Origin of the sequence: Thermococcus sp. (assembly GCF_027052235.1) — an archaeon.
Lineage (GTDB): Archaea > Methanobacteriota_B > Thermococci > Thermococcales > Thermococcaceae > Thermococcus.
Map to the genome: position 1 here is coordinate 53,270 of NZ_JALUFF010000057.1, position 15,094 is coordinate 68,363.

Genomic DNA, 15,094 nt, shown 5'->3' on the forward strand with positions numbered 1-15,094 from the left:
GTTGGCTATGAGGCTCGACGACTTCATTGGGGCGGGAAAGCCAAGGAAGAACGAGAGGAAGGTCAAGAAAAAGAAGCGCCTCAGGGAGACGAGCTTGGACGCGTTCCTTCCGGAGGAGCACGTTGAGTACTTCAGGCAGCTCCGCATTGGCTCGAAGAGAATAAGGAACTCCAGAGTTGAGGAATTATAGGGCCTCCGCTATTACCGCTTTCTCTCCAGCCCTGAAGACGAAGGCCCTCCTCTCGCCCCTGAGACCGGCCTCAATCCTCTTCCTCAGCCTCCAGTACTCGTTCTGGGGGACGCTCACCTTGAGGGTTGCCCTCCCAAAGCCCTCCTTTCTCAGGAAGTCGTTTATCCTGAGGGGATGGAAGGGGAGAACGCCAACAACGCGGTAGGTTCTCTTTAGGTAAGGGCTTTTTATCTCCCCGTCTCCGGTCGCTAAAACCCTCCTCTTCTCGCGCAGGAGCATTTTGGCATCCACTGGAAGGATGTGGAAGAGCTCGTTTATCAAATCGGCGTAGTCTATGCTTTGAGGTATCTCGTAGAGGTATTCGCCGGGTTTCTCGGCCCACTCGACGATGTTTTCCAGATTGGGATTGCTCTCAAGCCTGACCCTCGCTGGAAGGATTACCGCACTCCTCTCGGCCTTTGCGAGTGGTTCTGTGTAGAAGGTGAGCCTGTTCAAGGCCCCGAAGAGGTCTATGTACTCGAACTCGCCCTTCCATGGAACCCTCTCCCGCCTGATCTGGGGAGGCAGGTCGAATATGAAGGCATCGGTTTTCTTTGAGTACGCCTCGTAAACCTTCAACGGGCTCGGGAGCAGGTCTTCAAGTCTTCTCTCCGGCATCTCGGGGGGACGGGCTGGGTCAGAGAAGATTACCTCGGCATCGACCCTTTCGACGGTCTCAGGCGCGAGGGAGTCGGCGTTTATGAACTCGATGTTTTTCACGCCGTATTCCTCGGCGTTCCGCTTTGCGAACTCAATTTTTAAAGGGTCTATGTCGATTCCATAGGCCCTCTCGACCTTCATCGCATAGAAGATGAGCTGTATTCCTATTCCACAGGAGACGTCGGCAATGCTCCTGATTCCAATCTCCCTCAGCCTTTCTGCTCTGTATCTGGCCACAACCTCGTGGGTCGCATAGCGGAGCCCTTCTAAGTCCATCCAGAGGTCGTTCCTGGAGAACTTGTCCTTCGCCCTTATCCTCGCCCTCGCTATCTCCGCTATGAGCTCCCACTTTTTTCCAAACCTCGCGCGGAGCTTCCTCTCGTCAAGGCCCCGCTTTATCATTTCGATGGCCTCTTTTACCCTCTCTTCCGTGACCCCTTCGAGCATGTTCTTAGCTAAGGGAGAGGCTTAAAAACGTTTGTTGGAAACTCCAAGCGGTGCGGGGAATGAAATGGAAGTTCGTCGTCTTCTGGGTAATCGTGATGGCAACGATGGCGGGAACGTTCCTCTACGAGTACAACTTCGCTTCTCAGCCCGCGCTTAACGGCTACATAGGAGACGAGGTCTGGTACGTCCCGGCCAGCAGGAACGTCCTTCACCTGCTCGGGGTGAACGTCACCTACGAGTTCAACGGGAGCTACGGGGTCAACGTGATATTCAGCAACGCAACGGCCAAGATGCTCTACCTGAGCACAGCCGACGGGATAGCGGCGATAAACGGGGTGACCTTCAGAAGGGAGTACAACAACCTTCCGGGTGTTTACTACGAGGTTCCAAAGGAGCATTACCGGAGGTTCCTCGGGGAGCTTGCGGTGGATTTGCCCAATGGAAGTTACTACGTCGTCCCCGGTTATGAATACCCCGACAAGGACGGCATTCAGAAATATCTGAACACGGAGCATCCCTTCCTCGGGAAGGACATCATAATGCTCTCGATGGCCACCCTCGGCGACGAGCCGATAAAATGGCGCCTCCCGGGAATAATCGAGTTCGCGCTGATAGAGCTTGTCGTTGTCCTTGCAACCTATAAAATCAGCCGGAGTTACATCGCCTCGCTGATTGCCCTCGCCTTCGTTACAGCCGACCCGACCTTGCAGGCAACGTCAGTTGCCGCCATGCTCGACATCCACGTGGCCTTCTTCGTCGGCCTCTTCGTCCTGGCCCTAGCCTATGAGATGGAGTTTACCTCGGCTACTTTTCTCGGCCTTGCCTCAGCAGTCAAGCTCAGCGGAGGCTTTGGGTGGCCGGTTCTCCTCTGGAAGGCGCTCAAGAGGGAAAACTCCTTTGTAAGGTTTATGTCTGCGGTCGCGGTAATCCCGGCTCTGGCCTTTCTAATCCCCGAGCTCACGATAATAAAGGCGATTGGATTTGAGCCATGGCTGAGACAGTTCCTCGGGAGCTTTAAGTGGCACCTGAGTTACAAGGGTCCGAATCCGCATACATCTCCATTCTGGGAGTGGTTCGTCAACTACAGGCCCTTCTACTTCCACTACGGGCCGGACGTGAGAGCCTCGACGGACCCGGTTCTAATGCTTTCGATGGTCGTCTTCATCCTGGCGATGCCCTGGCTCTACAGGAGAAAGCCCAAGGTACTCGAACCCTTCTTGGTCTTCTGGAGCACTATAGGTTTCTTTGCCCTCCAGTATGCCCTCGGGGGAAAGACGCAGTTCAGCTTCTACGCGACGGCATTAGTTCCTCCGGCAACGGTCGTCATGGGCGTTTCGCTGAACGAGCTCCTTCGCTGGGAGGCATTCAGGGAGTCACTGGGCTTTTACAGGGAAGTGTTTGGAAGAGTCCTTGCCCTCCTGAAAAGGTTCAGGCCCGCTAGAGAAAGGCCTCAAGGGTGAGCTGTCCCCTTCGCTCTTTTTTCAGTTTCTCCTCTATCTTCCTCAGCGTCTTCCAGCTTCTCCTGACTATCGGGGGAAACTCGCCATGTTGCTTGTAATAGCTTTCGAGAAAAGCCCTCGTCCTCGGGTCGCTCGGATAACCTGAGCCGATTTCACCGTACCCCTTTTTCAGCTCCTCTATGGCCCTGTCGCGGGTCACCTTGGCGAGGATTGAGGCGGCCGAAACTGGCAGAAACTTGTCGTCCGCTTTATGCTCCGCCACAACCTTCACGTCGAAGCCGAGCCTATCCTTTATCCTCTCACCGAAGCGGGCCTCCTCGACGTCCGCCGAGTCTATGTAAACGACATCGGGCTTGACCTTAAGCGCATTCAGGGCCTCGCTGAACTTCTCAACTTCCAGCTCGTTCAGGGTCTCCCCGCGGGAGTCTATCTCCTCCGGGGAAAGGATCAGGATGACGTAGTCATCTGCGAGTTTCACTATCTCCTCGAAGAGCTTCTCCCTCCTCTTCGGGCTCAGCCTTTTGGAGTCCCTCACCCCAAGGGCCTTCAGCTCGGGGAGCTTTGACTCGTCGAAAACGGCCGTCGCTATGACCATCGGCCCTATCACAGGCCCCCTTCCGGCCTCGTCTATTCCTGCCACCTTCATGACCTCCACCTCGCCAGAAGGAGACCGTAGATTGCGCCGAGGATTACGGTGGCTATACCGCTCGGCGGGATTGCGGTGTAGTAGGCCAGAACAACCGAGGACAGCTGGACGGTGAGGGTCGTGAAGAGGCTCACCGCGAGAACCTTCCTCAGGTCGTTGCTTACCATCAGTGCTATCGCCCCGGGAAGAACCGCCACAACCTGAAGGGTTATCAGCCCAACGGTCTGGACTATAAGCGCGCCTATGGCACCAACGAGAACGTAGAGAACCATGAGGTAGGCCCTCGCGTTGCCCCCGTAGCTCTCAACTCCTTCGGGATCGAAGCTCAGGTAGAGGAAGTCCCTGTAAAGGAAGAGGAGGGTGAAGAATATCGCAGTCCCTCCGGCCACCAAAAGAACTAGGTCATCGAGGGAGATGAGGAATATGTCTCCGGTGAGGTAAGAGACTATGTTCTCTGTCAGGGGGAAGTAGGGTCTCGTTGCCATCACCTTGTAGAGTACTCCGAAGCCGAGAACAGTCAACCCCGCAACGAAGCTTGCCGTTATTCCCACGGCAGAATCCGGGGTAAAGCCTATCTTCTCCAGCTCCGCTATGGTGAGGACGACAGCTATCGTCACGGCCAATGCGACCAGAAGAACGAGGGAATAGCTGTTCAGCAGGAGCGCGAGTATCATTCCGAGTACTGCCCCGAAAAGGAGCGCGTGAAAGAGGGCGTGCGTTAAGAAGGCCAGCCCCTTGGTGTTTATGAGGGGACTCAGAAAGCCGAGCAGGACGCTCACCATAACGCTCGCGAGGAGGGCCCTCAGGATGAACTCGGGAATCATAGGTGCCCACCCCTGTGGACGTGGAAGTCCCCGGTTATGCAGTAAATCTTCCCGCCCATGGGTATTACCCTGGCCATGGGGCCGTAGACGGACTTCACGACCTCATCGGTGAGAACCGCCTCGGGCCTTCCGAAGGCTATCAGCCTCCTGTTTATGAGCATAACAAGGTCTCCAATCTCAAGGAGCGGGTTTATGTCGTGGGTGGTTATTATCATCGTCACGCTTTTCATCCTCTTTATCTTGTCCAGAACGTTCGCGACCTCTGCCCTGGCACTGGGGTCGAGAGCCGAGAGGGGCTCATCTAAAAGGAGGAGCTTCGGGTCGCTCATCAGGGCCCTCGCGAGGAGAACCCTCTGCTTCTGGCCCCCACTCAGCTCCCTGAACAGCTTGTTCTCTACACTGCCAAGCCCGACGAAGTTCAGGGCCTTTCTGGCCCTATCTATAACCTCGGGGGGTATTTTGAAATGGACGAAACCTCTCCTGTAAATCCCGCCCATGGCGACAACTTCGAGGGCCGTGAGGGGGACGCGCTCGTTGAGGGCATGGCTCTGGGGCACGTAGCCTATCAGCTCCCTCGCATTGCAGGGTTCCCGCCCGAAGACCTCAAGCTTTCCCGTGTATTCCCTGTGAAAGCACGCTATCGTCTTGAGCAATGTCGTCTTTCCGGCACCGTTCGGCCCGAGCAGGAGTAGCGTTTTCCCCTCCTCCAGCGTGAACGTAACGTCGCTGAGCGCTGGCTTTCCGCTGTAGGATATCGTCAGGTTCTCGGCCTTTACCGCCTCCATCTCACCAACCAAGCTCCTTTCACGGGGCGACCTTTTAAGCTTTGATGTCCGGTCCTTTTTGCAAAAAATTTTTAAAATCTTGCCAGAACTCAAAGTGAAGAATTTTTGCGGGGGTAAGCTTATAAGGGGTAAATGAGAGCGGAGGGAGGTGATGCTCATGGCGTACCGCAAGAACGGAAAGAAAAAGGACAGGCACGTTGAAGGGGATGAGGTAATCCGCGTTCCCCTCCCGGACAGGAGTAAGGGACAGCTCTTCGGGGTTATAGAGCAGGCCCTTGGAGCGGGATGGATGGACGTCCGCTGTGAGGACGGCAAGGTGAGGAGATGCAGAATTCCCGGCAAGCTGAGGAGAAGGATGTGGATGCGCGTTGGAGACGTCGTCATAGTCCAGCCCTGGCCCGTTCAGACGGACGAGAGGGGCGACATAGTCTATCGCTATACCAGAACCCAGGTGGACTGGCTCCTCAGGAAGGGCAAGATAACCCAGGACTTCCTCACAGGCGGGGAGCTTTTGCTCTGAACCGAGTGATGGTTCATGAGAGAAGAGCTCATTGAGAGGGAAATCGAGGAAGTCCTTGGCCTCAGGGAGAGGCGGGAGAAGGACAGCGAGCTCTACAAGATAGCCAACGAGGTCTTTGACAGAACTACGAAGGAGACCCTTGCTTATCTCCACAGGCGCGGGAAAATCGAGGAACTCTACGGCGTCATAAGCACTGGCAAAGAGGCCAACGTCTTCGCCGGAATCGATGGCGAGGGCAGAAGGGTCGCCGTGAAGATATACAGGACTTACACGACGGAGTTCAGGAGGATATGGGAGTACCTGGCTGCTGACCCGCGCATCGGCTACCTCCCGAAGGACATGAGGAAGCTCGTCTTCCAGTGGACAAGGAGGGAGTTCAAGAACCTCCAGCGGGCCATCAAGTACGCGGTTCGCGCTCCAGAACCCATAGCCTTCCGGAACAACGTGCTGGTGATGGAGTTCATAGGGGACGAGAGCCCCGCTCCGAGGCTTAAGGACATCGAGAAGTCCCTCTCAAAGGAGGACTTCGAGGAGCTCTACTCCTACCTCATCGGAACCATAGAGAGGCTCTGGAAGCGCGGTGACATGGTGCACGGTGACCTGAGCGAGTACAACGTCCTCCTCTGGGATTCACCGGTGATAATCGACTGGTCTCAGGCAACGGTTAAGAGGAACAGGATGAGCGTGGAGCTCCTTAAGAGAGACTTGAGGAACGTTATAAGCTACTTCGCGAGAAAAGGAGTTGACGTTGACGATTACGATGAAAAGCTCCGCGAGCTGTTGGGGTGAGAGAATGGACGAGTTTGAGAGACTCCTCAAGAAGTATGAAAGGATTGACAAGGATGGAAGGGTGGTTGAAGAAGAGAAAGGGGAAGAAATAAGCTACTTCGCCGAGGGAGAGCAGGAGGAGTTCGTTAGGATTCCTAAGGAAAGGATAGCCGTCCTCATCGGGAAGAAGGGGCAGACGAAGAAGGAAATCGAGAGGAGAACCGGGACGAGGATAGAGGTTGACAGCGAGACGGGGGAGGTCTTCATAACCTCGACAAAGGAAACCAAAGACCCCCTGGCGGTGTGGAAGGCGAGGGATGTGGTTCTAGCCATTGGAAGGGGCTTCTCCCCGGAGAGGGCCTTCAGGCTCTTCAACGAGGGGGAGACCCTTGAGGTCATAAACCTCCCCGACATCATAATCGGGAACGACAAGAACGCCCTGCCCAGGGTCAGGGGCAGGATAATCGGCAGGAAGGGCAGGACAAGGGAGATAATCGAGGAGATGAGCGGGGCCGATGTAAGCGTTTACGGTAAGACCGTTGCGATAATAGGAAACCCGATTCAGGTGGAAGTTGCAAAGACGGCAATAGAAAAGCTCGCTAAGGGTTCTCCCCACGGTGTCGTTTACAAGTACCTTGAGAGGAGGAAGAAGGACCTCGAACTGGAAAGCTCGGCCTATTACGAGGCACTTGAAAGGGATTTTGAGGAGGAATGAAGATGGCAGAGGCGAGTCAACTCTTTAAGGAGTTCAAAATCCAGAGCGTCAGCGAGTTCTTCAGGCGAAACGCGGCAATGCTTGGCTACACCGGCAAGGTCCGCTCTCTCACAACGCTCGTCCATGAGGCGGTGACCAACTCCCTCGATGCATGCGAGGAGGCTGGGATTCCGCCCTACATAAGGGTCGAGATTGAGGAACTTGGAAGGGAGCACTACAAGGTCGTGGTGGAGGACAACGGACCGGGAATTCCCGAGAAGTACATAACCCACGTCTTCGGGAAGATGCTCGCGGGAACCAAGGCCCACAGGAACATACAGAGTCGCGGTCAGCAGGGTATTGGTATAAGTGGCGCAGTCATGTTCGCCCAGATAACGAGCGGAAAGGCAACGCGCGTCATAACCTCGACGGGGGATGATGTAATCGAGGCGTGGGTTAAAATCGACGTTGACAAGAACGAGGGTAAAATCGTAAAGAAGGAAAAGCATCCAAACCCCGAGAAGTGGCACGGGACGAGGATAGAGCTTGAGGTCAAGAACGTTAAGTACATGCGCTCGAAGCAGGGCGTCTACTGGTACCTCAAGCTCACAGCCATAGCCAACCCCCACGCCCACATCGAGCTGATTGAACCCGATGGCAGACTCGTGGTGTTCCCCCGGTCGAGCGACGAGGTTCCCAAGCCACCGGTTGAGATGAAGCCCCACCCGCGCGGTGTTCTCACGGACGACGTCTACCGGATGGCGAAGAAGACCAAGCGTCAAACGGTGAGGCGCTTCCTGATAGGCGAGTTCTCGCGCATAAGCGACAAGAAGGTAGATGAGCTAATCGAGTACATAGCTGCCCTGAGGCTGATAAAGACCGAGAAGGACAAGAAGGTTCAGGAACAGCTCTACGAGAGGCTCGCTAAGGGTGAGGTAAAGGCCGTCCTCCGCTCCTTCAGGGGCTATACAAAGGTCGTCAAGCAGGTTGCGAAGCTCATGGAGAAGCCACCCGAGAAGCTCACCTGGCACGAGGCTGAAGAAATAGTTGAGGCCTTCAAGTACATGAAGTTTTTGGCCCCTCCAACCCACGGCTTGAGGCCGATAGGCGAGGAGAACATCGAGAAAGGCCTTAGGGGAATCCTCAAGCCGGAGTTCGTTACGGCAATCACGAGGCCACCGAAGGTCTACTCCGGCGGAATACCCTTCCAGGTCGAGGTTGGCCTCGCCTACGGCGGTGAGATTCCGGCGGGCTTTGAACTCCTCAGGTACGCCAACAGGGTTCCGCTCCTCTTCGATGCCGGCTCGTGTGTGACGACTCAAGCGGCACGCTCGATAGACTGGAAGAGGTACAAGATAGACGACCTCGATAGGGCGCCCCTTGTCCTCATGATAAACGTTGTATCAGTTCACGTTCCCTACACGGGAACCGGAAAGCAGAGCATAGCGAGCGTTGAGGAGATATACAACGAGATACGCCTTGCCATAATGGACGCGGCGAGAAGGTTGCAGACCTATCTCAGTGGCAAGCACAGGAAGCTCTACCAAGTTAAGAGGAGGAAGACCTTCGAGAAGTACGTGCCCGAGATAGCGAGGGCGCTGAGCATACTAACCGGCGAACCCGAGGAGGCCATTAGGGAGTACTTCCTAAGGTTTATCGAGGGCCATTTTGCATCCAAGGAGGCTCCGGTGGAGGTGAGCGAGAATGCCTAAGCGCAGAATCCACCGCGAGAGGCCAAAGGAGCGCTTCTCCTACGACCCGAAGAAAGTCCTCAGCAAGCTTGAAGAATACGGGAGGAAAGTCCTTGAGGAGATTAAGGCCGGGAAGAACCCCTACTTCGATATCCCGATGCGCGGTCTAAACAACGTCTACTTCGACGAGAAGTCAAGACTCATCAGGATGGGCGACAAGCTCTCAAGGAGATACTTCCTCAACGTGGCCCACGCCAGAAAGTTCATGCAGACCCTCCTGATAATGGCCTACGTCAAGCGTTTGGTCGCTGAAAACAAGCACGCGAGCCTCCGTGAAGCCTACTACGCCAACAAGCACACCATCCCCGGAACAAAGGAGAACACCTTCGAAGACCAGCGCGAGAGCGACCCCATCATAGAGGACTTGGAGAGAATGCTCGGGGTTCTGCGCGAGGAGATGCACATCACCGCCGACAGGCGTGGCTACATCTACGGGGACATAGTCATAAAGGATGGCGAAGACGAGTTCAACGCCTCAAGGCTGGGAATGGGAGGATGGGCCGTTCCGGGAACGGTTGAGCACATCCAGTTTCCGGAGATAAACGTTGACTACGCTCTAGTCGTGGAGACAGCAGCTATGGCAGACCGTCTCATCGAGGAAAAGTTCCCGAGGAGGGAGAACGCCCTCATCATAGCGACGCAGGGCCAGGCATCGCGTGGCGTCAGGAGGTTAATCCACAGGCTCCACTACGAGGAAGGCTTACCAATCATAGTCTTCACAGACGGCGACCCCTACGGTTGGTACATCTACTCCACGATAAAGCAGGGTTCAATCAACCTCGCCTACCTCAGCGACAAGCTGGCAACGCCCGAGGCAAAGTTCGTCGGCATGACAATGGACGACATAAAGCGCTACGGCCTTGAGAACGTCACGGAGAAGCTGAAGGGCATACCCCCCAACAAGAAGGGTGGCCCAACCGGTGACTACAAGAGAATCCTTGAGGAGATGGAGTATCCCTGGTTCCAGAACAGGGAGTGGCAGAGACAGCTCAAGATGGCCCTCAAGTGGGGTGTCAGGATTGAACAGCAGGCTCTGGCAAACAAGTCCCTTGAGTTCGTGGCCAAGGAGTACCTGCCCGAAAAGATAAACAGCGGTGATCTGCTGCCATGACGACGACCGAGGAGCTTGTGGCGCAGGTCAACAAGATACTCGATGACATCGGGATAGACCTCGGCAGGCACTTTGAGAGGTTTGACCCGGTAGAGCTGGCCCTTAACCTAAAGTCCAACCTCTCCCTCCTCAGCGAGCTTGAGGAGGAGCTTGAGAGGCGCGTCGGCGACACGGCTCCTTCGGTCAGGTTCGTGGACAAAAAGAGCCGTGACCCTCACCTCCAGTGGATATACAGGAAGAAGCACAACAGGACGCTCGCCCTTGAGAGGCTTCGCTCGGCAATTACCGCCCACAAGATAGCGCTCGCCCACCTCTCCGCCAGCTACTCCTTTTTTCTAGGGAAGAAGGAGATAAGTCTGGACGAAATCAGAAAGGAAAACGTCCGGAAGGTCAGGGCGGAGGAAAGACCCTTCCGCCTCGGCAGGCTTGAAATACTCCCCCATCTGGCCTACTCCGGGGACGTCCTCCGACTGCTCGCGAGGGAAGGCGTCAACGTCAGGGAGGCCTTCAAGTTCATAAAGGGCAAGCTCAGGGAGAGGGGCACCATCAGGACGAGGAGTTTGAGGATAGAGGTCGAGTACTTTGAAAACAACAGGCTGAAGAAGGCGAGGCTGGACATACCGGCCGATGCGGACATAGAGATGGAGCTGAGGAAGCGCTTCGGCAGGCGGTTCCGCTGGCGCGTCCTGAGCTTCGTCAAAACCCGGGGTGTCCTCATAAACAACCACTACACCGTTGACAACCTTGCTCTGGCGTATGCCGTCCTCGATCCAGAGAAAGGAGCCGAAAAGCTCGGCCTCGACATCTTCCGCTACTACTTCCTCACCTCACCTGCGGACAGGGAAACCCTCAGCCTCTACCCGGGGATAAAGTCCTGCGTTGACTGCCACTACTCAATCCTCGACCTTCCATTCAGGCACGAGGAGAAATTCAGGACGGGAACTGGTAGTATGTTCCTGATAAGGAAGTGCGAGCTTGAGCGGGAGCTCGTGGGGAGGAAGAAGGACATAAGCGGCATACCCAACCACCTTCTCGGCGGGGTTCTGCTCTACGGCATGAGCGACTACGACGAAGAAAGGGTCGCCGAGATACTGGGCATAGACGAGGATGAGCTCAGGGAAGCCATCAGGAAGTTCGTCATCTCCGGCCTTCACAGGGTTCTGTTCCCCGGCACGGACAAGTTCGATAAGTTCATGCCCAAGAGCGAGAGGGCAAAGCGCTTCCTTGACCTCCTTCAGGGGTGAGAGGATGCGTGTCGAGGTCAGCGCGAGAACCTATGATGAGCTCCTCCGGAAGCTGGAGGGGCTGGATGAGAGGGTGAGGGAGGTTTACGTGAACCTGAGGCCCACTAAGGAGGTCGTCGTCAAGATACTTGAGAACGCCCCCAACGTTGAGAAAATCTCCTGCCCGCCGAGTCTCTATCCAAAGGTCTCTAAAAAGGTCATTGGGGCCCTCAAACAGCTGGGCGTCCAGCTCGTCCCCGAGAAGAAGCCGAGGGGGAGGCCGAAGAAATACGACGAAGAAACTCTGAGGCTCGTTCGGGAGCTGGCCAGCAAGGGCGTTCCGGCCAGGGAGATAAGCTCCCGTCTCGGGATACCTCTGAGAACGGTTTACTATCTGGTTAGGGAAGATGCCAGGAGATAAGGTTATTAACTTCTTCCCCTATACAGTGGGGGTGTTTGTCTATGGGACGTTTTGAACCGATGAGAGGGGCAGTTGATTCTATAAATTCGTATCTCTCCGAAGAGTACGAAGAGGAGAGGATTGGGTTTGCAGTCGAAGAGATGAAGCTCTCTGATAACGGAGACTACGTGGCCGTTCTTGTGAGAGATGACTACGATTCCCGCTTTTTGCACGTTTTTGAGACGTCGGGTAAACCCCTATCCGGATGGGAAAAGGGGGTTCCAATTTCCTGCCAATCGGAGGTTATAATCTTCCCCGGAAAGGAATACGTCGGGGTGTTTTCAAAATGTGGAGGGGGAGAAATCACGTTGTATCCCCTCTCCGGAAGTCCCCGCGAGGAGGCCAAGAGAATAACGTTCTCAAAACCGCCGATATACGTGTTCCTGACGGCCAACGACCGGGTGATTATCTTTGGGGACATGAGGCTTAATTTCACTGCCCCCGCCGAAGTGGAGGTCGTCTTTATACCGAGACTTCCCGGTGGTTACGCCTTTTTCCACAGCATATACGACACTCCGGAGGAGGTCTACATTCTGCATACGTTTAAGGAACCCGGGGGCAAAAAGATGTTTTTGCGTGTTGGGAAGGTTCCCTACCCCCTCTATCCCTACTACTCACCTCTAGAGTTCTGGGATGGTGTTGAGGTGCTCTTCAGCAATCCCTCTCCCCAACCAATAAAGGGAACCATAGGCGACATCTTCGTCGGGGATAGGCACTACGCCCTGCTCGGAACTAAAATGGGCAAGGAGCTGTACCTGATAATCGACAGAAAACTTTCTATCCTCCCCCTCCCCGGCGAACTTGTCTTTGCCCGCTTTACCGATAGGGGCCTTTTCATAGTTCTTGGACAGTTCAGGGGTTATCTCTACGGGGGCTTCGTCCCTCACGACCGGCTTGAGTCAAAGAAACCTCTGCTCATTGACGAGCTTGAGGACAGAACCCTCTTCGGCAGGTATAACCCTGAGTTCCTCGACCCCAAGTTTGCAGGTATCTCCAGGAGTGGGGATGTGCTCTACCTCGGTAGGACATCCGGAAAGACGAGTTCAAGTGGAGATTTCTACTACTACCTCTTAAAGGACAACCCCTACCTCTACTCCCATAGGGCGGGAGAGGAGGCGCAGGAGCGGGAAGAGGAGGGTGAGTCCCTGAGCGATGTTCTGGAGACCTTTAAGGGCCTTATACTCTACGGTCCCCCCGGAACGGGTAAAACGAAAACGGCCGTGGAACTGGCAAAGAGGGCCGAGCGTTTTGAGATTGTCACATTTCACCAATCGTACAGCTACGAGGACTTCATAGAGGGATTCAGACCTGTGGAGAAAAACGGAGGTTTGGTGTATCTTGTGAGCGACGGTGTTCTTAAGAGAATGGCGATTGAGGCAATTTATCGTGGACTCAGGGGCTCAACTTCAGGGGATTACACCGAGATGAAAAGGGAAGTCTTGGAGTTCCTTGAAAAGAGAAGGAGAGGAGAGAAAGTTGAATTCAACCCGCGCGGAAGGTACGTCCTTATCATCGACGAGATAAACAGGGGAAACATATCCCGGATTCTTGGTGAGGCGATAACCCTCCTAGACCCCGATAAGAGACTTGGAGGGGAAATGGAAACCATTATCACTCTCCCCTACTCAGGAGAGCCCTTTGCTCTTCCCCCCAACCTTTTCATTGTTGGCACAATGAACTCAACGGACAGAAGCATAGCCTTTCTCGACATGGCCCTCAGGAGGCGCTTTGCCTTCGTTGAACTTCTCCCCCAGCCGGAACTGTTGGGGAGCGTTGAGGTCGGCGGCGTAAACCTCCAGCATTTACTCGTGAGGATAAACGAGGCCATAGAAGAGGAGAGGGGCAAGGACTACACCATAGGACACGGTTACCTTATGGAGGTTGCTCTGGCAAAAGACAGGGTCAGGGCCCTGAGGAGGGTCTTCTACTACAAGATACTTCCGCTGCTCCAGGAGTACTTCTACGGTAACTGGGAAGCCCTAAGGAGGGCCCTTCCCGGCTTTAGTTTCATAGACGAGAAGGGTAGAATAGCCGAAATGAGTGATGAAGAGTTCATAGAAACTCTCAGGCGACTGGTGAGTGAAAAATGAGAGAGGTTATTGTGAGGTTGCATGAATTTGAGAGGGTTTCCCTGAGCAAGCTAAGGGCCCTGGGAGTTGACGTTTCCCACTCAGAGCTTTCCCATTTCGTTGAAATTATCAACACCATCCACGGAAGGGAACACAGAGTGTTCAGCATAGAATACTCCCCCCGGAGACGGGAGCACTATCTAAGGGCACATGGTAGTATTGGCTTTGCATATTATGTCCGGAGAGGTAAGAGAATGACCTTTCAGGTTCTCCCCAAGCCGTTCAGAGCTGACCCGGATGACAGGAGGTCAATCCAGTTTTTTCTTCACCTCCTCAATCTCGCAAAGGGCATGAACCTTGAACGCGGGCACCTTAATGCCCTGGGGGATGAATACAGCAGGAGTGGTGACATAGACGAGCTTTTCAAGAGCATGTACGTCCTTCTGCTCTCGAAGGCCCTGGGAGAGGGCCCCTACCTTGAGTATGGGGAAATAGAAGAGAACTCCAAGGTCATAAGGGGCAGGATACTGGTGAGTAAAATGGCTAGGAGGCCTCCCTGGGAGCCGGAGGTACCGGTGAGGTATTCCTTAATGCTCGAAAACAATCCTTTAAACAGGGTTTTAAAGGGAGCCCTTGCCATCGTCATGTCCACCGCTAAATGGAAGCCAACAAAAAGGCTCGGTGGGATACTGATGGGTGCGTTTCAGGGTGTTGACCTCCCCCACCCGGGGGACGGGGCTAAAGTGGCATTCAACCATCTCAACGAGAGGTTCAGAACGGTGTTTAATCTCGCGGAGACCATACTGTCCGCCTTTACAGGTCTTGGTACTGGGGATAGAATACTCCCCGGCATCTTCATAAGCATGGATGAGCTCTTTGAGGCACTTGTTTATCAGACAATAAGGAGTGCACTTGGAAGGGAGGCGGAAGTCAGGTTTGAGGAAAGTTTGCCCCACATAATCCGAAACGCCAGGGAGTACGAAATTAAGAGAAGGGCCGTTTTTATGATGGGAAACCCCCTGCCGGATATAACGATACGAACCGAAAAAGGTTCTTGCATTGTTGAAGTGAAGTATCGAGACCTCTACGTTCGACTCAACAATGAAGGCAGAAGGGTAAGAAAGCTTGTAAGAAACAGTTCCGAGCTTTATCAGGCCTATGCCTACGCAAAACTCTTTGGAGGGGGAGTTCTGCTGATTTACCCAAGACTTGAGGGCAGGTACAACTACTGGCTTCCGGACTTTTTCACCGCGGGGGGAGACGATGTGCTGAGGTTCTTTGATGGAACCAAACTGGGAATTTTCGGCTATGAGATATCCCGGATTGGAGATGGGGTTGTAGTGGATGGAAGTGGAGTTTCCCTTGAGGAGGGACTCAGGGAGAGGGTGAGGGAGTTTCTCCTGGACTTCTGCGGTGAGCTTTAAAAGGACAGCGAAGTATGGGCTTC

At 54.6% G+C, this 15,094-nt stretch carries 15 protein-coding genes; 11 read left to right on the forward strand and 4 right to left on the reverse strand.

Features of this window, described 5'->3' with window-relative positions; all coding sequences use genetic code 11:
• The first annotated feature begins 1 nt into the window (after position 1).
• On the forward strand, positions 2 to 190 hold the full coding sequence (locus MVC73_RS06850) for a PCNA-inhibitor (RefSeq protein WP_297508870.1): 189 nt from the start codon (positions 2 to 4) through the stop codon (positions 188 to 190).
• Here the strand turns inward: MVC73_RS06850 and MVC73_RS06855 are convergent.
• Entirely contained in the window at positions 185 to 1,336 is a 1,152-nt protein-coding gene (locus MVC73_RS06855; RefSeq protein WP_297508753.1) for a methyltransferase domain-containing protein, read from the reverse strand. The two genes, MVC73_RS06850 and MVC73_RS06855, sit on opposite strands and share 6 nt — an antisense overlap.
• Before the next feature lie 59 nt (positions 1,337 to 1,395).
• On the opposite strand from MVC73_RS06855, the gene MVC73_RS06860 reads away from it, so the two are divergent.
• Positions 1,396 to 2,796 (forward strand): dolichyl-phosphate-mannose--protein mannosyltransferase, encoded by a 1,401-nt coding sequence (locus MVC73_RS06860; RefSeq protein ID WP_297508873.1) that lies wholly within the window; start codon positions 1,396 to 1,398, stop codon positions 2,794 to 2,796.
• Here MVC73_RS06860 and rnhB read toward each other — a convergent pair.
• From rnhB to MVC73_RS06875, 3 genes are read right to left on the reverse strand one after another with little or no spacing between them, the layout of a single operon-like run.
• A complete protein-coding gene (gene rnhB, locus MVC73_RS06865) occupies positions 2,774 to 3,442 on the reverse strand; it encodes a ribonuclease HII (protein ID WP_297508756.1) in 669 nt (222 codons plus the stop codon). The genes MVC73_RS06860 and rnhB overlap by 23 nt on opposite strands.
• Positions 3,439 to 4,266 (reverse strand): metal ABC transporter permease, encoded by an 828-nt coding sequence (locus MVC73_RS06870; RefSeq protein ID WP_297508758.1) that lies wholly within the window; start codon positions 4,264 to 4,266, stop codon positions 3,439 to 3,441. The genes rnhB and MVC73_RS06870 overlap by 4 nt, the downstream gene beginning before the upstream one ends.
• Positions 4,263 to 5,051, reverse strand: a complete 789-nt coding sequence (locus MVC73_RS06875; RefSeq protein ID WP_297508876.1) for a metal ABC transporter ATP-binding protein — start codon at positions 5,049 to 5,051, stop codon at positions 4,263 to 4,265. The genes MVC73_RS06870 and MVC73_RS06875 overlap by 4 nt, the downstream gene beginning before the upstream one ends.
• A gap of 157 nt (positions 5,052 to 5,208) precedes the next feature.
• Between MVC73_RS06875 and eif1A the strand changes: the two genes are divergently transcribed.
• Genes eif1A through MVC73_RS06920 form a run of 9 tightly spaced genes read left to right on the forward strand, consistent with a single transcriptional unit; the run spans position 5,209 to position 15,071 of the window.
• The gene (eif1A, locus tag MVC73_RS06880; RefSeq protein WP_297508879.1) at positions 5,209 to 5,571 is read left to right on the forward strand and encodes a translation initiation factor eIF-1A; all 363 of its coding nucleotides are present in this window, start codon (positions 5,209 to 5,211) and stop codon (positions 5,569 to 5,571) included.
• A gap of 15 nt (positions 5,572 to 5,586) precedes the next feature.
• Entirely contained in the window at positions 5,587 to 6,360 is a 774-nt protein-coding gene (locus MVC73_RS06885) for a serine protein kinase RIO (RefSeq protein ID WP_297508761.1), read from the forward strand.
• A 4-nt stretch (positions 6,361 to 6,364) separates the two neighbouring features.
• The gene (locus tag MVC73_RS06890) at positions 6,365 to 7,054 is read left to right on the forward strand and encodes a KH domain-containing protein (RefSeq protein ID WP_297508764.1); all 690 of its coding nucleotides are present in this window, start codon (positions 6,365 to 6,367) and stop codon (positions 7,052 to 7,054) included.
• A gap of 2 nt (positions 7,055 to 7,056) precedes the next feature.
• Positions 7,057 to 8,745, forward strand: coding sequence for a DNA topoisomerase VI subunit B (gene top6B / locus MVC73_RS06895; RefSeq protein ID WP_297508882.1), 1,689 nt, complete (start codon positions 7,057 to 7,059; stop codon positions 8,743 to 8,745).
• The gene (locus MVC73_RS06900; protein WP_297508766.1) at positions 8,738 to 9,895 is read left to right on the forward strand and encodes a DNA topoisomerase IV subunit A; all 1,158 of its coding nucleotides are present in this window, start codon (positions 8,738 to 8,740) and stop codon (positions 9,893 to 9,895) included. Before top6B ends, MVC73_RS06900 begins: the two co-directional genes overlap by 8 nt.
• Positions 9,892 to 11,139 carry a DUF530 family protein gene (locus MVC73_RS06905; protein WP_297508768.1) on the forward strand — a complete coding sequence of 416 codons (1,248 nt, stop codon included), beginning with the start codon at positions 9,892 to 9,894 and terminating at the stop codon, positions 11,137 to 11,139. The genes MVC73_RS06900 and MVC73_RS06905 overlap by 4 nt, the downstream gene beginning before the upstream one ends.
• A gap of 4 nt (positions 11,140 to 11,143) precedes the next feature.
• Positions 11,144 to 11,539 (forward strand): DUF1699 family protein, encoded by a 396-nt coding sequence (locus MVC73_RS06910; RefSeq protein ID WP_297508771.1) that lies wholly within the window; start codon positions 11,144 to 11,146, stop codon positions 11,537 to 11,539.
• Between the two features lie 41 nt (positions 11,540 to 11,580).
• Positions 11,581 to 13,668 (forward strand): AAA family ATPase, encoded by a 2,088-nt coding sequence (locus MVC73_RS06915; protein WP_297508774.1) that lies wholly within the window; start codon positions 11,581 to 11,583, stop codon positions 13,666 to 13,668.
• Entirely contained in the window at positions 13,665 to 15,071 is a 1,407-nt protein-coding gene (locus tag MVC73_RS06920; protein WP_297508777.1) for a restriction endonuclease, read from the forward strand. Before MVC73_RS06915 ends, MVC73_RS06920 begins: the two co-directional genes overlap by 4 nt.
• Positions 15,072 to 15,094 lie beyond the last annotated feature (23 nt).